Raw genomic sequence first — 16952 nt, 5'->3', positions numbered from 1 at the left:
ATGATTAGAATGGAATCTTCAGACCTATCAGAAGACCGTTGCGGAAGGAATCGCCATGCAGGAAATTAACCTGGTTCTTCTGAATCAATGAAAACTGAACACCAGAGGGAAAGACATAATTGTATTCCAGTCCACCCTCTACAGCAAAGAAGTATCTGCCAGTATAGGCACCAAACTCTGGGCCGAAACGCAGTCTTAGGTTACTGTTCTTGAACTTCTTCAGACAGTGCTTATAAAGCAAACCGCCATCCCAGTAGTAGCCTTTCCAGAACACATCCTTGCAGATCTTGCCACACACAGGGTCACGCTGCCACTGGTTGCCTATCTCTGCCGTCAGTTCAACGGCATTACCATAGGTCAGCTCATGCTCATAGCCCAATGTGGCATTGAGAGTACTGTTGAACAGGAAACCTGCATTAAACGTAAAATACTCGTCTTTCTCACCTGCCATCGCTCCAGTACCCACCAGAAAGGACAGCATCACAAATAATATCTTCTTCATGACGTTTACCTGTTGATGTTAAACGGAAGACGGCGAAGCAATCCCTTGTCGAAGCCATCGGCATTGAGGATATCTTCGTACTCAATGGGGATATAGATGACACGTCCTGAAATCTGACGCTCGGCTATCTCAATCCTCAAAACCTTCTCATCTGGGAATGTCAGCTTAGGCAGGACGATAACGTTACGATAAGCTTTCTTGAAGCTATGCGCACTATTCAGAGAATAAGTCGGAGTCAGCTCAATCGTCTGTGAGTTGGTGGCCTTGGCCTCCTTTTTGTCCGTCAATTTGATGCGTACCTCGTCGATGTCATACTTAATCTTGGTGCGATTATAGAGCGAATAGTCAATGAAATAATAGTCATTGACTGTGTAGATGTTATTCACCACAGCGCGGATGCCGTTGGCGGTATAGTGGATATTGTTATAGTTGGGCTGACTGCCATAGATGGCCCAGGCGTATGCGGCCATCTCACTCTCAGGCATCAGCACGTCAGGGTTCTTGTAGCGTTTCATCTCGTCCAACTGAATGCGGTAGATGCTGTTGGCACAGGCAGGGCCAGCTGTATAGACCACATCATACTGAGCCAGATGACGCTCACCAATGACGGTTATCGTACCCACCAACTCGTGGTCACGCATCCTTGCAGACGGTTTTATCCGCACGATATTGTCAGCACATTGGTTGCCGACAATCTTATCCGTTGACATATCAACCAGTTTGATATTCTCCGGCATGATGACATGCGTAGTCACGTTCTCATTGATGAAGATGACATGGTTACGCTCGATACCCGGCATACAGTTATCGTCTGTCTGCATGGTATAGATATACCTTACCTTGACGGAATCCTTCTTTGCTTCCGTATTCTCCTGGGCATTAGCCCCTGCCGACAGGGCTACCAAGCCCATGACGGCCAAAACAATTCTCTTCATACTGAATTTCTGATTTACTGTTTTACTGTAATTCATAATTTCTGATTTTCTATCTTTCTGTAATTCTGTCTTTCTTATTTTCAGTCTTTCTGCGCATCCTTGTTGATCAGGTAGACGATGGTGTTGTACTTGATACGTGCCTTATTCTTTCGGATATTGCCCGAAATGGCTGTAGATGCGGACTGATACATGTTTTGTAGAGCTTGTAATGCTACTGCCTCGCCACTAAGACCGCCACCATAGCCACCATCCAAGCTGATATTGCTCTGCATGGCCTGCGCTCCTGCATCCTTCATCATATCTCGGAAAGCGGACTCAGGCACATAAAAGCCTTCCATGCCGTCGTTGTCAAAGACAGAGAGGCTGACCTTGATGAACTTGTCCCCCACAAGAATGCTGGTGATACTGGCCATGACACGCTGCTGCCCGAAGCCAGTGACAATGCCATAGAGGTAAGTTCCCTTTTTGAGTCGTACATCCTTGATGATGACATCATCGAGGAGTTTGAAGCGGAGTCGTGTACCCTCATGCGCCTTGGTGGTCTTGTCAATCATCGCCTTAATCAGCGGAGCATCAGCCGCCTGCTGGTCATTGATGGTGTTGAACATCGAGGCACTGGCATCATCGGCTTTCTTCACAACCTCTGGCTTCACCTCGTTCTTCTTACGTTCCTCAGCCAGCCGCTTTCGTTCTTCCTCTGCCTTACGCTCTTTCTCTTCCTCATCAGCACCGAAGGTTCGTTCCAGTACACGCTGCCGTTCAAGGCTGCGCTGCTGTATCTCCTCCAGTTCACGGGCATAGTCATCCATTTCGGCGTTGCGTCCGTTACGGCTGCCAGCACCTCTGCTACCATAGCCGCCACTACCTCCATAGCCGGAACCGCCATCATATCCGTAGGAGTTGATGTGCTTGCGCGACTCTGCCAGACTGCGCTCCAGGTCTTCGAGTTCCTTTTGCTTACGGGTTCGCTTGGCATTCTCGGCATCGATGTCGTTCAGCTCACTCTCTGAGTAGCCGCTCATCGTACTGTCGGCTTCCTCCTTGTCATCACCTAATGCGCCGATGGCGGTATAGGCACCGTCCTCGCTGAAGTGCTTGTTCATTTCAGTCATCTTGTTGCCCATCTCCTCGTTGGCGGCATCAGGCAGTGACATATTGATATTGTCCGTCACCACCCCCTTCTTCGGGTCGTCACTGCCCTTCGTAAACTGCGATATTTCGTAGGCCAGGAATACGATGGGAAGGAGAATGACCAGCGGGAAGATGTACTTCGGCTGTTTCAAATTAAGTTTCTTCATTTGTCTATTGTCCTTTTTCTAAGTTGTTTACTATCAGTTCCAGTTGCTTGTATTTGATGACAATCTGCAGGGAGTCGTCATGCGTCTTACGGGGCATTCTCACCAAAGAATCCAGTTCATGCTTCAATGTCTGGCCTTTCCTTGCCATCTCCTCTACCTGACTCACCTGATAAGCCTTGGCATTCTGGATCTGCTGCATACCAATGAACATGGGTTCCACAGGCTCTACGCCTGTCATGAAGTTGTCAGTCTTGTCAGAATCCGTACCAAAGGTGAGGAATGCGCCGATGATAAGGGAGAACAGGAGGCAACCGACTGTAATCAGCATGGTATCACCCCGGTTCGCATCTGCCCACTTGTTAGCCTTGGCCACCCGCTCACGGACTTTCCATTTGACAAAGAGCCTCCAGAGCAGAATCCTGAAACACCGGGTTGCCCTCGATTCCTTCTTGGCTTTCTTATCTTTTCTAAACAGTCTCATAGCCATCAATAGTCAAGATCCTTGTTCTCCAATGTACGCCAGTTGGTCACAAGCAAGCCATGCGGATTGTTCTGTGTCCTTGGTACAGTCTCAATGCCCCCCACCGTAACGATGGAGCGTTTGACATCACGGGAACGGCGTTTGATAATCTGCGTACCGTAATACTTGAACTTGCGTTCATGCTCGTCCAGATTGATGGAATCACAGATAATGGTACAGACGGCCGATGACGAAATGATGTCGGAATAGAAGCCGTTCTCGTCCATGGCCTGCTTCTGCTTCATAGCCGTACCGTCTGCCATGTAAAGTGCCTTGCCAACCGTCCACTTGATATAGTCATCATCCGGGGGAAGGTTAAAGAAATACTGATGGAAGAGCTGGATATGTGCCTTGGCTTCCATTACGAAGTTGGCCTCCTGCTTGGCGCGTTCGGCCAGAAAAGGGATGTCACCGTCAATGACATAGATTTGTTCCCTCTCATCAGTGACCAGCTTGGCACAGTAGAATACGGTGAAGGCACATATCACCGTGCATCCTGCAATGGTGGCAAAGACTGTCATCAGCGCCAGCCTGGTCTTTTGTTCTAAACTCTGTATTAACATAATGTGAATCGTATAAATAAAATGTTTATATTCTGTTGAAAGCCTCCTTCGCAGACTCATCACGGACAGTTACCCGTCCGCTCGCATGCTGCTCATAGACCTTGCCTCCCTCGGTCTTGCTGTTGATGACAGGGCCATTCAGTCCTCTCTCGCCCAGACTTCCTACTACTCCTGCAGCAGCTGCACCGCCGGACAGAACCATAGCACCACCAGCAATACCACCATAGATACCACCTGCAACACCTGCCGTAGCCACTGAGCCTGCTGCGCTGCCTGCACTGGAACTGACACCACCGGGAATCAACCATGAGGCAACCTCTGGCACAAAGCGAAGGATAAAGGCACCAACGAGCATACCCATTGCATACATGCAGTTAGATCCGATGCCCTGAAGGCCAAGTGCTCCTATCTGACTCCATGTGTTCACCTGACCCTGCAACAACTTGGAATAGGCGGTAATATCCTCCTGTAAGTTATAGAGCAGGATGAAGTCAATATAGTACAGGCACATATAGGTCACAAATCCCCATAAGGATAGAGACAGGTACTTTGAAATCCATTGTGACCAGGCATTACTCCAAGGCGGCACGATGGAAAGTGCAAACATAATGGGTGCGAACATGGCGAGTATCGTCATGAAGATACGCTGCGCCACCAAAATCCCGTAATAGGTCATCTGGAAGATAAGCTCACCGATAAACCTAATGACATCATTGATCCATTCCGAAACCTTGGTCTCTGCTGCCACCGCTGCCTGTTGGGCATACTTGTTGATGGTAGAACCGAGGTTTTCCATACTGTAGATAAGTTTGTCCCACCAGTGGGCATCCTGTCCGATCTCCTGAATCTGCTTGGCCGTTTCTACGCTGTCCTGTACCTCACGTAGCCGTTTCAGATACTCTGCTTGCTTCTGAGCTACTTTGAGTTCCATAGCGGCAACTTGTTTGTTCTTTGCCTTGGCCATTGCCTTGGTGGTGTTCTCCAGAGCCTTGCCAGGCACCTGAAGCTCAGAGCATATCCAACTGCTTGACGTGATACACATCGACAATGCAATGATTCGGGCCAGTTTCATAACATCCATAGCCCTGCGTCCAAGCATCATCATCCAGCATTCGTAGGAGCCGACACACAGGGCCAGTAACAAGCCGAGGACACGGGCATAGCCAACAGTGTCACCAAGGATGGCTGACTTCGGGAATGACTCCATCGCCACGAGCAGCTTGTCAAGGCTCTCATCGATGGACGGCAGTCCCATGGTGAGGAACAAGTCCGATACGCTTAATAATAAATCCGTTGTCATCTTCTATTCCTCCTCACTTGTAATAGTTCTGTGCCATGCCTACCAGATGGGCGGTACGGCTCACCAGTTCCTCCATCTGTTTCTTGGCGTCAATGTAACCCTTCTGACGCTTGGCATTCTCCAGTTCATAGCCGATGCCCGTCTTATGCAGATAGGCAATGTTCTGGCAGATGATATTGTTCTGGCGTGACAGTTCATCGACCTGCGCTTTCATCTTGCCCTTGCTCTTGGTCATGCAGAATACCAAGCCCTCAGAAATGCTGTTCTGCATACGGTTGAAGTCATCCTTGAAGGACTTATAGACCAGATCGACATTACGGTCAGCCTGACGAAGTACATCTTCTTTGTGAAGTTCCTCGATATACTGTCTCTCGTCCTCGACCTTCTTCATCTTCTGCCGCTGCGTCTCTTCCGAGATAACACGCACAGGCATGATACGCTTTACATTGGAGTCCTCCTCTTCAAATTCGACATAAAGTCCGCTATGGAAGCCTCTCCATCTCCAGTGGAGCGATGCCCCGCTGTAGTTCTTGTGAAACAGATAATAATACCAGTCGGGAGCAAAGTCCCATGGGCCGTTCTCCATCGACTTCCATTGTTTCTCCTTCTGGTCATCGTGAGAAATCTGTACCCACTGTGCTGACATTCCCATCGGCAATAGTGCCAAAAGGGAAAAGATTAATAGTTTCTTTCTCATACTTTATTCCATTGATTGATTAGTCCTGTTGCAATCTCATCCGTGACCTCGCTGTTCAGGATGTCCCAGATATAATCATAGTGAAAGCCTCCGACAGCCACAATACTTGCCCAGCAATAGGCACTGTCTATGATGCCTCGCATGGTGTCTATACTTGTCTTGATGGAGTTCACAAGATTCAGTTTCTCGTCCATGGAAGCCTTCATCACGTTCAGGCCGCTGGCAGTCATCGTCAGGTATAGCGCCTTGATATTTTTGATCTCACGGGAACAGGCAAGGTTGGCTTCTGTGAAATACCAGGCTACCATCGGTTTCTTTGTAGAATACTGAACTGATAGTTGGGCAAACTCGGAATACTCCTGAATGAGCTTATACATGCTGCTGGCCGTGTAGCTAAGACTTGCAGCCAGCAGGACATAAGAGTAGCCGTTGGAGAGCTTGGAGTCCAAAGTGGTACGGGCATCATTGAACTTGTTGGCACCCTTGGTCACCAAAGACTGCTCTCCGAAACTGACGGCAATCTTATCCCTTGCAGCATCCTCTTCACCCTTTATCATCTTGTGAAGACTGATCAGTGCCTCGATGGTCGGGAAGTCATTAGGGAAATCAATGGCTCTGGCAGGGCTGAAGCCTATCGCCAGCACCATCAGACAGATAAACATCCTTCTCATACACCCAAGCCCTCCCAGTCGTTAATCAGTCCTTCAGCCATATTCTTACCACTAAAGAATGCAGCCCACGACTGACAGTCGATGGCCAGCAGGAGGTTGTTCATGTCGCTGCAATACTGGCACATCATCGTAATAGCCTCCATCTTGTAGCGTATCTCCAGCAGATGGGTGTAGATTTGGTTGGCCAGTGTCAGACGCTCATAGCGGTCAATGAAGTTATAGCCGTCGCCGTTGCCACTAGCGGCTGTACCTACGTTGGGAACATCCTTGCTCTTCTTGATAGGGTTCTTCACCTTGCCGTTGTTGACAATATCCACGAAATCCTTCACAAGTGACTCTGTTTCCAGTACAATGTCCGTCACCTCTTTGAGGCAGATGACATAGTTCTTGCCGGGCGACTTGTTCATGTATTTCAGTACGACCGGCACATCCTTGAAGATCTCGGCCACACAAGCCCCAATCTCCACATAATACTGTGACTCTGCACCGAAACCGCTGACATTCTCCATCGACATCTTATAGAGTTCCTTGATTGTGGCCATCGTCGCCGTGTACTGCATGATCTTCTGCTGCTTGGAATTGATGGAGTCAAGCCTTGTGTTATGCTGACTCTCTATCAGTTCCTGTGAGGCGGCATTAGCAGTAACGGCCCCAGTCGTCCAAGGGTCAAACACCACCTTCCATCCTGCATGTGCCTGTACGGACAACAGGAATGCGCCTAATACGATTGCTAATCTTGCTCTTACCATAGTGACATAATGTTTTGATGATTATTGATTTGTCTGGCAAAGTCGAGGTACTTTCCTACATTTGCCTTCTTACGGTCTTTCTCGATTTCTATGATGGCCTGTTGGATATTGCCGAAGTGCCGCTCATAGATTTTCAAGGCTTCCTTCTCCAGTCGTTCAGTGGTGTAGGCCCAGTAGCATTCAGGCGGTTCCTCCACTCCGAATACGTCCCAGGTGTCACCACGACGAATCCATACCTCACGGAAATAGGCACGTCCATCCTTGTTCTTCAGACTGTTGATAGTGAAGATCTGCTGAAGCTGCACCTGTGTCAGTCCGAGCTGGTCGGCCACATCCTGATAGTTGTCCTTAAACTTCGACTGGTCGAGAAGGATGGTCACGTCGGCATTGGCTACGACAGCTTTCTTCAAAATGTCCGATGAAAGCAAGTCCTCCAACTCCTGTGTCACCACGCCTGCGATACCATTGAACTTACGGACAGTCTTGAAAAGGAACTGGAGGTAGGCGGCCATACGGGGTGTGGCTACTGCTTTCCATGCCTCTTCGATGATGATGGCCTTACGACCTTTCTTCAGGCGCATCTTCTGAAGGAACACATCCATGATGATAAGCACGACGATAGGGAAAAGGACAGGATCCTCTTTAATCTTGTCAATCTCGAATACGACGAACTTCTGTTCAAAGAGCGAGGCATCGGCATCGTTATTCAGCGTGTATTCCAGCTCACCACCCTTGTAGAAGCGACTGAGCAAAGCCGAGAAGTCGGCAATCCTGAACTTCACATCCTTATCCTTGCAGATCTGTGGGATTCGCTCGATGGCAAAGTCATAGAAGGAGTTGAAGGATAGCGTAGTTACCTTCAGCTTACGGCGGCGTTCCTCCATACGGTCAACCTCCTCGTTGAGTTTCATGAGGTAGGTTCCTTCCATCACTTCAGGAGTCAGACGGGAAAGCTGGTTCTCTGCTGCAGCAACCTCTCCAGCTGATGCGGCCTTGTCGTTGGCCAGATTCTGAAGTTTCTCCACCCAACGGCGTTTCTTCTCCTTCTCCCTGCGCATTTTCTCCTCAGTTTCATCTGATGGCTCAGTCTGCTCGACAGGTTCAACTACCTCTTGTTGCTTCTCCTGCTCTGCATACTTCTTCTCCAACTCTTCCTCAAACTTGTCGTATTCACCATTCATCTTGTGCTTCAGGGTCAGCAGATGGATGATGTCCTGACGTTCCTGCTCGGTGTACTTCTCGAAGGGATGGAAGTAAGCCTCGTAATATTCCACGATGACCTGGTTCACTACAAGTTCCTCCACGTCATCCGGGGCTTTCTCACCGATATAGATGAGGAAGATGAGGGTTTTAAGGAAGTTCTTCTTCTCTCCGAAGTTATCGTCATACTCCTGACGGGTAATCTTGAACGGATTCATGGAGATTGGCCGTTCCTTGGAGTAGGTGATATAGGTTCCTTTGTAATATCGGCAGATGCCTTCATAGGAGTCACCTGTATCGACCAACACAATGTCGGTGTCCTGGATCAGTAGCTGACGAACCACACTGTTCATATGAAACGACTTACCACTACCAGATGGCCCGATACAAAGGAAGTTGGCATTGTTGGTATGCTTGACCTTACCCTCCTTACCCGTGAAGTCGATACCGATGGGCAGTCCGTCACGGTCAGTATAATAGACCAAAAGGGGTGATAGTTCCGTCTGCTTGGTATGCTCCTTGAAAAAGAGACACACAGCAGCATCCGAAAGTGTCAGGAAGAGGTCATAGTCAGGATTGAAGGTGTAGGCATTGCCGGGGAAGGATGCCTGAAACAACTCCAATTGGTTATAGGCTGTGCGTGACGGCATGATACCACAGCCATAGAGTTTTGTCTCGATGAACGATGATACAGGTGTGACCTTGTTCAACGGACAGCTGACGATAATGTTATAGTTGGTGTTGACCAGCAATTTGTTATCTGCTGCCAGCATATCCAGAACAGCGTCAATGTCTGCCTTGGCAATCTTGTTGGAAGGGTCAGGCATGGATCCGTGACGTTTCGACTTGCTCTCCAGCTTGCGCTTCAGTTTCTGCTGTGCAGGAATCTGGATGACCTGATTGTAGATGATGCAGTCTGCAAAGGGAACATTGGTCATGAAACCAAACAGATCGGTGGCGATGCGGTAGCCATTGATTGGAACCGGCAGAAAGGGCTTTACCACTGTCGGCATGTCGATAACGTCCACATCAACTAGTGAGAAAGAGCGCACGGCACGGTCGCCGATGGTCAGGAACTCATCACTGGCCTTGAAGTTGTTGACGCTGAAAGCACCATCCTTGAAGTTGATGGTCATGAAACGGTGCAGATAGTCGGACACATCGTTCTTGTTCAGCTTGTAATACCAGATGTTTTTGTCTGAGAGGATGTCGCACACCTTCGCCACCTTTGCATGGAAGTCCAGCCACTTTTTCGGGTCGTACTTGACGAACATGTTTTTTCCTGCTTCCTGTGTGATGATGAGAAAGGTGCGGATGTCAGTATACTCCCTGCCCTCGAAATAGCGGAAGTAACTCTGAGAGAGGAACTCCATTTCGGGCGGGATGTCATGATGATAGCCTCGCTTGCAGAAGATGTCCTGCTTCTGGAGGGCATAGCCCTCACCAAGCGTCTGGACGATATTGCTCAACACGTCACAGAACTGCATATATAGCTCTGCATCGGTGCTGAAGCGAGGCACAGGGTTCTTTATTTCGAGAATGACAGAGCAGTCGCCTTGCTTCGACCAGAGTACGGTGTTCAGATGCCTGCCGCGCTCGTCGTTGATGTCCTGAAGCTGGGCAAAGAGCTTGTCAAATGGTCTTTTCTTGTTTGCCATTGACAGTCGCTTTAATGATTGTACAGGCCTTGATAGACGAAGATTCCCCTGTCGTGCCGCTTGGCATGGAGTCCGCTGCGCTGCTTGACGTATATCGTGATCAGTCCTGCGATGGCCAGCACAATCATAGCGATAAAGCCTGCCAGCTTGCCAATGAGGATGGAGAACACAATAAAGCCGATGAACGACATTCCTATGGCTCCGGCAGCATAGGAAAGGAACCTGCCTCTGATTCCCATGAACTCCAAAGGACGCTGAAGCCCTTTGAATACGGGATAGCCGTTGTAATTACCTTGCATGATAGTGATTCTTAAAAACAAAGGAAGGAAATGCCCTGCTGTCGAAAGACGATGGCGAGGGCATCTCCTTTTGTCACGTCCTGCTTTACTTGAAGAACATGGGAAGAGCCTCCGACATGGCGATGAATGCCACGCATCCGCCAATGGTCATCATAATGGTCTTCTTCACATCTTGGTCGCCGTTCTGCATCTTGAAATAGACGTTGAAGGCACCCACCAGCACGATGACGGCTGCGATGGCCTTCATCAGGTTGGCTACAGGGGTCTGATACGACGAGATTTCCGTCGTGGCCTTGGTGAAGCCACCTGCACCCTTGCTGCTTGCATAGGTTGCGACGGCACAGAAGAGGAACATGCCTACGAATGAGGCGATGCGCTTCTTGGGGAGATTCTTCCAGCCCTGCTGAAGGGCGTTCTTAATGGGGTTAACTACTTGTAACATAATTGTTTGTAAATGTTTTAATTTTAAATTCTATGTTACAATTTAAAGCACCACGTGTAGTGTGGGAAGGGAGTCTTAACAGGACTTCGGAGCATCAGCCCTCTGGCCGAACTGCGGCATCATTCCCACTATAGCCGCTAACAAGTTAAAGTACAATATCAAAGCTGTCTGCCAGCTTATGCGGCCTCTGGAACCTCGTTCCAGTCGGCAAGGAGCTTACCGAAAGGACAATCCTTGCCTTTTTCTGCAAGTTCGTCCACCTTGGGTATCAGCTCTTCGATTTCAATACCTCCACTCATAACTTCTTGTTCTGATTCTTCTTCCTTGGTCAGTTCCTTCTTCTTGTCCTTTACAATGTCCTTGGGATGGAACTCGGCAGCCTCGCTGCTGATGTCGATTTCCTCTTCCTCGACAGCGGCCTCCAAAGGCAGCTCGTCCTTCTTGAAGAACTGGTCGTAGGAAATCATCCCGGCATAGTAAAGGATATAGCCGAAGAAAACAACCGTAAGTAAATTACCGAATGTCATACTTTTCTCTGTGCATATTGTTTGTTATCCTGTTTCCTCCGTCTCAAATCCACAGCCTGCCTGCCAATGACAGGACAGGACTGCGGATTCTCTGAGCGAAGAAAATGAGCTTATGTAGTTGCAGCAGGAGCGGGTGCGTCAAGACTCTCCACGTTCCAAGCTCTGTTGCTGCCATACCAGTGACCGTCCTTCTCGTCGGCGCGAGGGTCGTAGCTGACCTTTACGCGCATCTGCTCTTGAAGGGCATACTGTTTGATCTTGTCCTCCCCGAAAACGTCAAAGAGACATCGTTTGGGGTACTGTTCCTCGGTTTCCAGCACATACTGCTGGCTCTTCCAACCTCCTCGTGCAGAGGTGCCGCTCTTCTCTGGCAACACTGCGATAATCTTACCTTGAATTTCCATTTGCTTGATTACTTTTGATGTTTATTACTTGTGCCGGATGGTCATGCACCCAGCCACGTTTGCTTGTAAATCACTGCCGGTACGCTCCAAGGGGCGAAGTCCAGTCCTGCCTTACGGGCATTCTCTTCACGGTGGCGATGGCGCTTTTGTTCTGGAGTGTAGTAGATGGTGTTGCTGCCTCGCATCACGATATAGCCGTCATTCTTCAGCTTGGTGCGGTATTTCACCTTCCTGGGGTTGGTGACCAGCTTGATATTGGTGTGCTGGTCCAAGCCAAAGACAATACGCGCACGTTCCTTCTTTATCAGTTTCCTGCGTATTCTGGAGCGTATTTCCTTTTCCTGTTCCTTGGTGCGGGTCAGGTGGAGTCCTGTGACAACGCGTCTGACAGTGCTCTTTGAGGTGTGGGTTGCCTCGGCTATCTCAACCTGTGAGAAGGTGGGATAGAGTTCCCTTACAGTCTCTTCATATTCGTTCTTGCTCATATCCTTGTCATTTTAGATGCTCATATCAGACTGTCGTGCTGCTTGATGCACTCACGAAGTTCCTGCTTGTTCAGTATGATGAAGGAGCGAAGGATGGCGTTTATGGTGTCAGTGGCTGACATACGGTTGATGTCGCAAGCCTTCAATGCGGTCACAATGTCCTCGTCAATCCAGTACATCTTCCGTCCGTCTTTCTTCACTCGGTAGCCATAGCCCTCTCCACATTTCAGAAAGGTGTTCCACCACTCGTTGCCCTCCTTGGGCATGGCGGTTGGTGTTGGCTTATGCTCAGTATTCACCCTTGCAATCGGTTCGGCAACTGGCTCTTCCTGCGGCCTCTGTACGGGGGCGGCATTCTGTTTCTGCCGTCCCTGTACGTCAAGAACGATACCCTCAATGTCATCGGGTAGCGTCATCAGGTCGTCCGATGTCATTTCATTTGTCTTCTTTGCCATGGCCGTTCTCTCCAAATATGTTGTCATAGATGCAATCAAAGGCAGGTGTCACAATGGACTTCTGGGTGTCCATCAGTCCCATCGTGTTATATCGCTGCATTTCCACACGCTGTTCAATCTTGGGGGTGACGATGCCGAACTTCGACCACTGCTCATCGGTCTCAGCCCAAAGCTTCTTTTCCCTCTCTGTGCCGTAACGCTTGTCGTGCTTGTTGACGATGAAGAATATCTTAGTAGCCATCGACTGCACACGCTTCTTCAGCTGCAGGATGAAGCCAAGGAAGGTCACGGTGGAGTTGATGGAAGTGGTCTCGTACTGATACGGACATACAATATAGTCGGTCTGTACGAAAAGGGGAATAAGTCCCTGTTGGGCGAGGTTGCCGGGCGCGTCAATGAGTACCACACCATTAAGTTGGCGCAGATTCTTCATCAGGTTCTTGACATTCTCAGGGTCTGCGATGCTGAAAGCCTGTACCTTGTACTTCTCCTTCTGGTCTGGGTACTTCTTGTAGTCGGCCTTACGCTTCTCAAAGATGGTCTGCTGACCGTCGCAGTCAATAACGATGGTTCTCTTGCCTCGGTTTACCAGATAGTTGGCAAACAGGGTACACAGTGTTGTCTTGCCTACGCCGCCTTTTTGGTTGGCAAACGTGATGATTGTTACTTCGCTCATAATTAATCGTCAATTTAAAGATGAATACTTGTTCTCTTCACTCTCTGAGACTGCCGATAGTGACAGTCTTGACAGGCTCCCTTTTTTGTAGGCCAATTCTTATGAGGAGTCGGGCCCCAGAACAAGTATTCGTTGACGATGTACCAGTCATCACACACCCACTTTCGGGTGGTCAACCATTGATTTCGGGTGCAAAGTTACGCATAATAATTGAAACTGCCAAACAATTATTCAGAAATTTATAGTTTTGATATTTAATAATATCTAATTTTCTTAATTTTATCACATTAGAATACACATTATTATAATATTAGACTGTTTATCGGCTATTATAGCAAGGGAGTAGGAAGGGCGTAGCTTCGACGTTCGATAGGCCAAATACCTACAGTTGACTGTCTGGCCAGTCCTCAAACTCCAGTTCAAGCTCTATCCATCGAGTCTTTTCATCTTCAGTTTCTCCCCTTTGATTGGAAACGCCAAGACCCAAGAGGCGAATTGGGTGGGAATGAAACTCTATCTGACGAAGCAATTGCTTGGCCAGAGGCAGGATGTCATCCTTTGTGTGGAGGATATGTTCAACTGTGATGCTACGGGTAATCTGCTGAAAGTCCTGGAACTTGATTTTAAGTGTCAGGGTTCGGCCTTCAAACTCATTCTTTGCGATACGACGCTCCAGTTCGAGGACAGTGTGGTAAAGCTCAATGATGGCAGCCGATTGGTCACTGATGTCCTTTTCAAAGGTTTGCTCACAACTTACTGATTTGCGCTCCCATTCGCTGATGACAGGTCGATTGTCAATGCCGCGTGCGAAGTTGTAGAACACTTGCCCCATTTTACCAAACACTTCTGTTAACCGTTGTTGCGACTGGCTGCGCAGATCAGCACCTGTGAAGATACCCATGAAGTGCATCTTTTCTGCGGTCTTTTGCCCTACACCCCAAATCTTTTCTACCTTTAGTTGGGAGATAAAGTCGAGTGCACGGTCTGGATGGATTACCGTAAGACCATCGGGTTTTCGCCAGTCAGAGGCTATCTTCGCCAGGAACTTGCAGTAGCTTACACCTGCCGATGCCGTCAATCCTGTAGTTTCAAATATGCGCTGCTTGATTTCCTTCGCTATATCAACTCCAAGTTCTATTCCCTTTTTGTTAATTGTTACATCAAGGAACGCTTCGTCCAGTGATATGGGTTCTATCAGATCAGTGTAGTCATGGAAGATCTTGTGCAGTTGTGCCGACACCTCCTTATATCGTTGGAAGTGCGGTTCTACGATGATAAGCTGCGGGCAAAGCCGTTTGGCTACCTGAATGGACTGTGCCGAGTGAACGCCAAACCGCCTTGCTTCGTAACTGGCTGTGCTGACAACTCCACGTTCAGCATCATGGCCAACCGCAATCGGCTTGCCTTTCAGCTCCGGATTGTCGCGCTGTTCCACAGCGGCAAAGAACTGATCCATATCCACATGGATAACCTTCATGGGTGCAAAGGTACGAAAAATATGTTGATTATTTGGCGGTTTCAAATAATAGTTGTACCTTTGCACCCGAAGCATCAAGAGCAGTGCCTGAAAGGGTGACTCGCCAACCGAGCTTTAACTTAGCCACGGTGGTCAGTACGATGCGGAAGATTATTATTCACTTCAAAAACAAAAAGTTATGCAACAGCAAATTTATTACACGAAGTATGCCCTGCAGTTCGCAGACATGCAGATTCCAGAATTAGTAACAGTATTCAATAGTCAAGTTGGTAATACCGGCTGGACAGGTATGCGTGCCTATCATGACCAGGCACTCATTGACGAGTTTCAACGTCGCGGCATTGATGTTTCTGCCGTTTATGACGGTAAGGCCATCACCTTTGCCCATCCTGTCAAGTACGATATTGCCGACAATCGACTAACCACCATCGGCTGAGATTCTCTCTCAATATCAGAACCCCACCCTTGCCGTCTGCTCTTGGCAACGGTGGATTTTATTATTTGATTCACCCATATGCATTTTTTTATAGTTTTTGTGTCAGAAAACTCATAAAAAAATATAAAAGTGATTGATTTTGAACAATAGTATAAACAAGAATGCGAGAAATTGAATTTAATTCACTATCTTTGTGGCAATAAAAACTATAAATGATGGAAGACGTTAATCGCATAAAGCTGGTGCTTGTTGAAAAGAAGCGAACCAATAAATGGCTGTCGGAACAGATGGGAGTAACTCCATCCACTGTATCCAAGTGGTGTACCAATTCCTCTCAACCAGATCTAAGTAGCCTGCTAAAGATTGCAGACCTATTAGAGGTTGATATCAAGGAACTGATAGTTCGTGAATATAAGTCATATCTCCTATCTCAGGAGGCTAAATAAATAGAAAGCAATATATAATGAGCAACATAAAGGAATATCAAAGCGCGGTTGACGTCATAAAAACCGCGATTTTACAGAGTCAGGCACGGGCTGCCAAGGCTGTCAACCAAGAACAGTTGGCTCTTTATTATGGTATTGGTAGATATATTTCTATGAATACCCGTAACAAGAATTGGGGAACTGGAGCAATAGAAACCATTAGCAAGCAGTTGCGCCAAGACCTTCCCGGACTACGCGGATTTGGTGTGTCGAGTCTAAAGAACATGCGCATCTTTTATGAAGCATGGTGTATGATAGAACCAAATTCGCCAATTGGGATTGGCGAATTGAGTGGAAAAGCATCAGAAGCAACTGAAGAATCTAATGAATCCATTGATAGTCAGGTAGATACAATTCGCCAATTGCAATTGGCGAATTTCCCGGATTTCCCATTGGCAGAGTTCCTTAGCATTAGTTTTACGCATCATATCCGCATACTGGAGAACGCAAAAGACACTGATGAGCGTCTTTTCTATATACGATATTGCCATAATTATAAGCCCAATACTGAAGACTTACCTGGTATTATCAAGAAGCAAGACCTCTATCACCATCAGGACAAGATGCCCAACAACTTTCTGGCCACCATACCTGATTACAAGCAGGCTTATCGAGCCATTCGGATGTTCAAGGATGAATATCTGCTTGACTATATCAATGTAGAGGAGTTGGGTATGCACGACGAGGACGTGGATGAACGCGTGATAGAGAGCAATATCGTTCATAATGTGAAGAACTTTATCATGACCTTTGGGCGAGGGTTCTCTTTCTGCGGCAGTCAGGTTCACTTCGACAAGCTTGGGCATGACCACTGGATAGACCTCTTATTCTTTTGCCGGGATCTGAATCGTACCGTGGTGTTCGAATTGAAGAACGGCGGTTTCAAGGTGGGCTATCTTGCCCAGCTGAGTGCCTATCTGCGAATACTAAACGACGATGACCGCCGCAGTCATGAAGAAGCTCCCATTGGTATCATCCTTTGCAAGCATGCCGACAAAGAGTATGCCGGATATATCATGCAGGATTTCAAGCAACCAATGGGTGTAGCCACCTACAAGACTGCCGATGAAATGGATCCAGAATTGCTGAAAGCCCTGCCACCTAAGGAAGAACTACAGCGCGTATTTGAGGGGAGTAGCAAGAAAGAAGAAACAGAATAGAACATAAAATATA

The 16952-nt window shown here is 48.0% G+C and carries 21 protein-coding genes and 1 riboswitch; of the genes, 3 read left to right on the top strand and 18 right to left on the bottom strand.

Going from position 1 to position 16952, the window contains the following annotated elements; translation table 11 throughout:
- Positions 1-4 precede the first annotated feature (4 nt).
- The 18 genes from BLU97_RS01830 to dinB all read right to left on the bottom strand — a co-directional run bounded on the left by BLU97_RS01830 (position 5) and on the right by dinB (position 14858).
- Positions 5-502, bottom strand: coding sequence for a hypothetical protein (locus BLU97_RS01830; protein ID WP_074759981.1), 498 nt, complete (start codon positions 500-502; stop codon positions 5-7).
- Between the two features lie 5 nt (positions 503-507).
- On the bottom strand, positions 508-1437 hold the full coding sequence (gene traN / locus BLU97_RS01825) for a conjugative transposon protein TraN (protein WP_074760381.1): 930 nt from the start codon (positions 1435-1437) through the stop codon (positions 508-510).
- Positions 1438-1517: 80 nt separating this feature from the next.
- Positions 1518-2735, bottom strand: coding sequence for a conjugative transposon protein TraM (locus tag BLU97_RS01820; protein WP_074759980.1), 1218 nt, complete (start codon positions 2733-2735; stop codon positions 1518-1520).
- Between the two features lie 4 nt (positions 2736-2739).
- Positions 2740-3216 (bottom strand): hypothetical protein, encoded by a 477-nt coding sequence (locus BLU97_RS01815; protein WP_139208693.1) that lies wholly within the window; start codon positions 3214-3216, stop codon positions 2740-2742.
- A gap of 5 nt (positions 3217-3221) precedes the next feature.
- The gene (gene traK, locus BLU97_RS01810; protein ID WP_074759978.1) at positions 3222-3818 is read right to left on the bottom strand and encodes a conjugative transposon protein TraK; all 597 of its coding nucleotides are present in this window, start codon (positions 3816-3818) and stop codon (positions 3222-3224) included.
- Positions 3819-3843: 25 nt separating this feature from the next.
- Positions 3844-5118, bottom strand: a complete 1275-nt coding sequence (locus tag BLU97_RS01805) for a hypothetical protein (RefSeq protein ID WP_254771635.1) — start codon at positions 5116-5118, stop codon at positions 3844-3846.
- Between the two features lie 13 nt (positions 5119-5131).
- Positions 5132-5815, bottom strand: coding sequence for a DUF5045 domain-containing protein (locus BLU97_RS01800; protein ID WP_074759977.1), 684 nt, complete (start codon positions 5813-5815; stop codon positions 5132-5134).
- Positions 5812-6477, bottom strand: coding sequence for a hypothetical protein (locus BLU97_RS01795; RefSeq protein ID WP_410543898.1), 666 nt, complete (start codon positions 6475-6477; stop codon positions 5812-5814). Before BLU97_RS01795 ends, BLU97_RS01800 begins: the two co-directional genes overlap by 4 nt.
- Positions 6478-6482: 5 nt before the next feature.
- Entirely contained in the window at positions 6483-7235 is a 753-nt protein-coding gene (locus BLU97_RS01790; protein ID WP_074759975.1) for a hypothetical protein, read from the bottom strand.
- Positions 7229-10093 (bottom strand): TraG family conjugative transposon ATPase, encoded by a 2865-nt coding sequence (locus BLU97_RS01785; protein ID WP_074759974.1) that lies wholly within the window; start codon positions 10091-10093, stop codon positions 7229-7231. Before BLU97_RS01785 ends, BLU97_RS01790 begins: the two co-directional genes overlap by 7 nt.
- 11 nt (positions 10094-10104) lie before the next feature.
- The gene (locus BLU97_RS01780) at positions 10105-10392 is read right to left on the bottom strand and encodes a DUF4133 domain-containing protein (protein WP_074759973.1); all 288 of its coding nucleotides are present in this window, start codon (positions 10390-10392) and stop codon (positions 10105-10107) included.
- An 85-nt stretch (positions 10393-10477) separates the two neighbouring features.
- Positions 10478-10834, bottom strand: coding sequence for a DUF4134 domain-containing protein (locus BLU97_RS01775; protein WP_074759972.1), 357 nt, complete (start codon positions 10832-10834; stop codon positions 10478-10480).
- A 176-nt stretch (positions 10835-11010) separates the two neighbouring features.
- Complete coding sequence (locus BLU97_RS01770) at positions 11011-11361, bottom strand: hypothetical protein (protein ID WP_074759971.1); 351 nt, start codon at positions 11359-11361, stop codon at positions 11011-11013.
- 110 nt (positions 11362-11471) lie between these two features.
- On the bottom strand, positions 11472-11765 hold the full coding sequence (locus BLU97_RS01765) for a DUF3127 domain-containing protein (protein WP_074759970.1): 294 nt from the start codon (positions 11763-11765) through the stop codon (positions 11472-11474).
- A 41-nt stretch (positions 11766-11806) separates the two neighbouring features.
- On the bottom strand, positions 11807-12250 hold the full coding sequence (locus BLU97_RS01760; protein ID WP_074759969.1) for a hypothetical protein: 444 nt from the start codon (positions 12248-12250) through the stop codon (positions 11807-11809).
- Positions 12251-12270: 20 nt separating this feature from the next.
- The gene (locus tag BLU97_RS01755; protein WP_074759968.1) at positions 12271-12705 is read right to left on the bottom strand and encodes a hypothetical protein; all 435 of its coding nucleotides are present in this window, start codon (positions 12703-12705) and stop codon (positions 12271-12273) included.
- Complete coding sequence (locus BLU97_RS01750; protein ID WP_074759967.1) at positions 12686-13381, bottom strand: ParA family protein; 696 nt, start codon at positions 13379-13381, stop codon at positions 12686-12688. Before BLU97_RS01750 ends, BLU97_RS01755 begins: the two co-directional genes overlap by 20 nt.
- Before the next feature lie 382 nt (positions 13382-13763).
- Positions 13764-14858, bottom strand: a complete 1095-nt coding sequence (gene dinB, locus BLU97_RS01745; RefSeq protein ID WP_074759966.1) for a DNA polymerase IV — start codon at positions 14856-14858, stop codon at positions 13764-13766.
- Positions 14859-14924: 66 nt separating this feature from the next.
- A riboswitch (SAM-I-IV-variant riboswitch) is annotated at positions 14925-15038 on the top strand.
- Between dinB and BLU97_RS01740 the strand changes: the two genes are divergently transcribed.
- The 3 genes from BLU97_RS01740 (at position 15037) to BLU97_RS01730 (ending at position 16939) form a co-directional block, all read left to right on the top strand.
- A complete protein-coding gene (locus tag BLU97_RS01740; RefSeq protein WP_074759965.1) occupies positions 15037-15294 on the top strand; it encodes a hypothetical protein in 258 nt (85 codons plus the stop codon). (Overlaps the previous riboswitch by 2 nt.)
- Positions 15295-15509: 215 nt before the next feature.
- Positions 15510-15740, top strand: coding sequence for a helix-turn-helix transcriptional regulator (locus BLU97_RS01735; RefSeq protein WP_074760380.1), 231 nt, complete (start codon positions 15510-15512; stop codon positions 15738-15740).
- Between the two features lie 17 nt (positions 15741-15757).
- Positions 15758-16939: a PDDEXK nuclease domain-containing protein gene (locus tag BLU97_RS01730; RefSeq protein ID WP_074759964.1), complete on the top strand. Its 1182-nt coding sequence runs from the start codon at positions 15758-15760 to the stop codon at positions 16937-16939.
- The last annotated feature ends 13 nt before the right edge of the window (positions 16940-16952 follow it).

The organism is Xylanibacter ruminicola (assembly GCF_900107775.1).
Classification (GTDB): domain Bacteria; phylum Bacteroidota; class Bacteroidia; order Bacteroidales; family Bacteroidaceae; genus Prevotella; species Prevotella ruminicola_C.
This window is presented reverse-complemented; position numbering and strand designations above follow the sequence as displayed.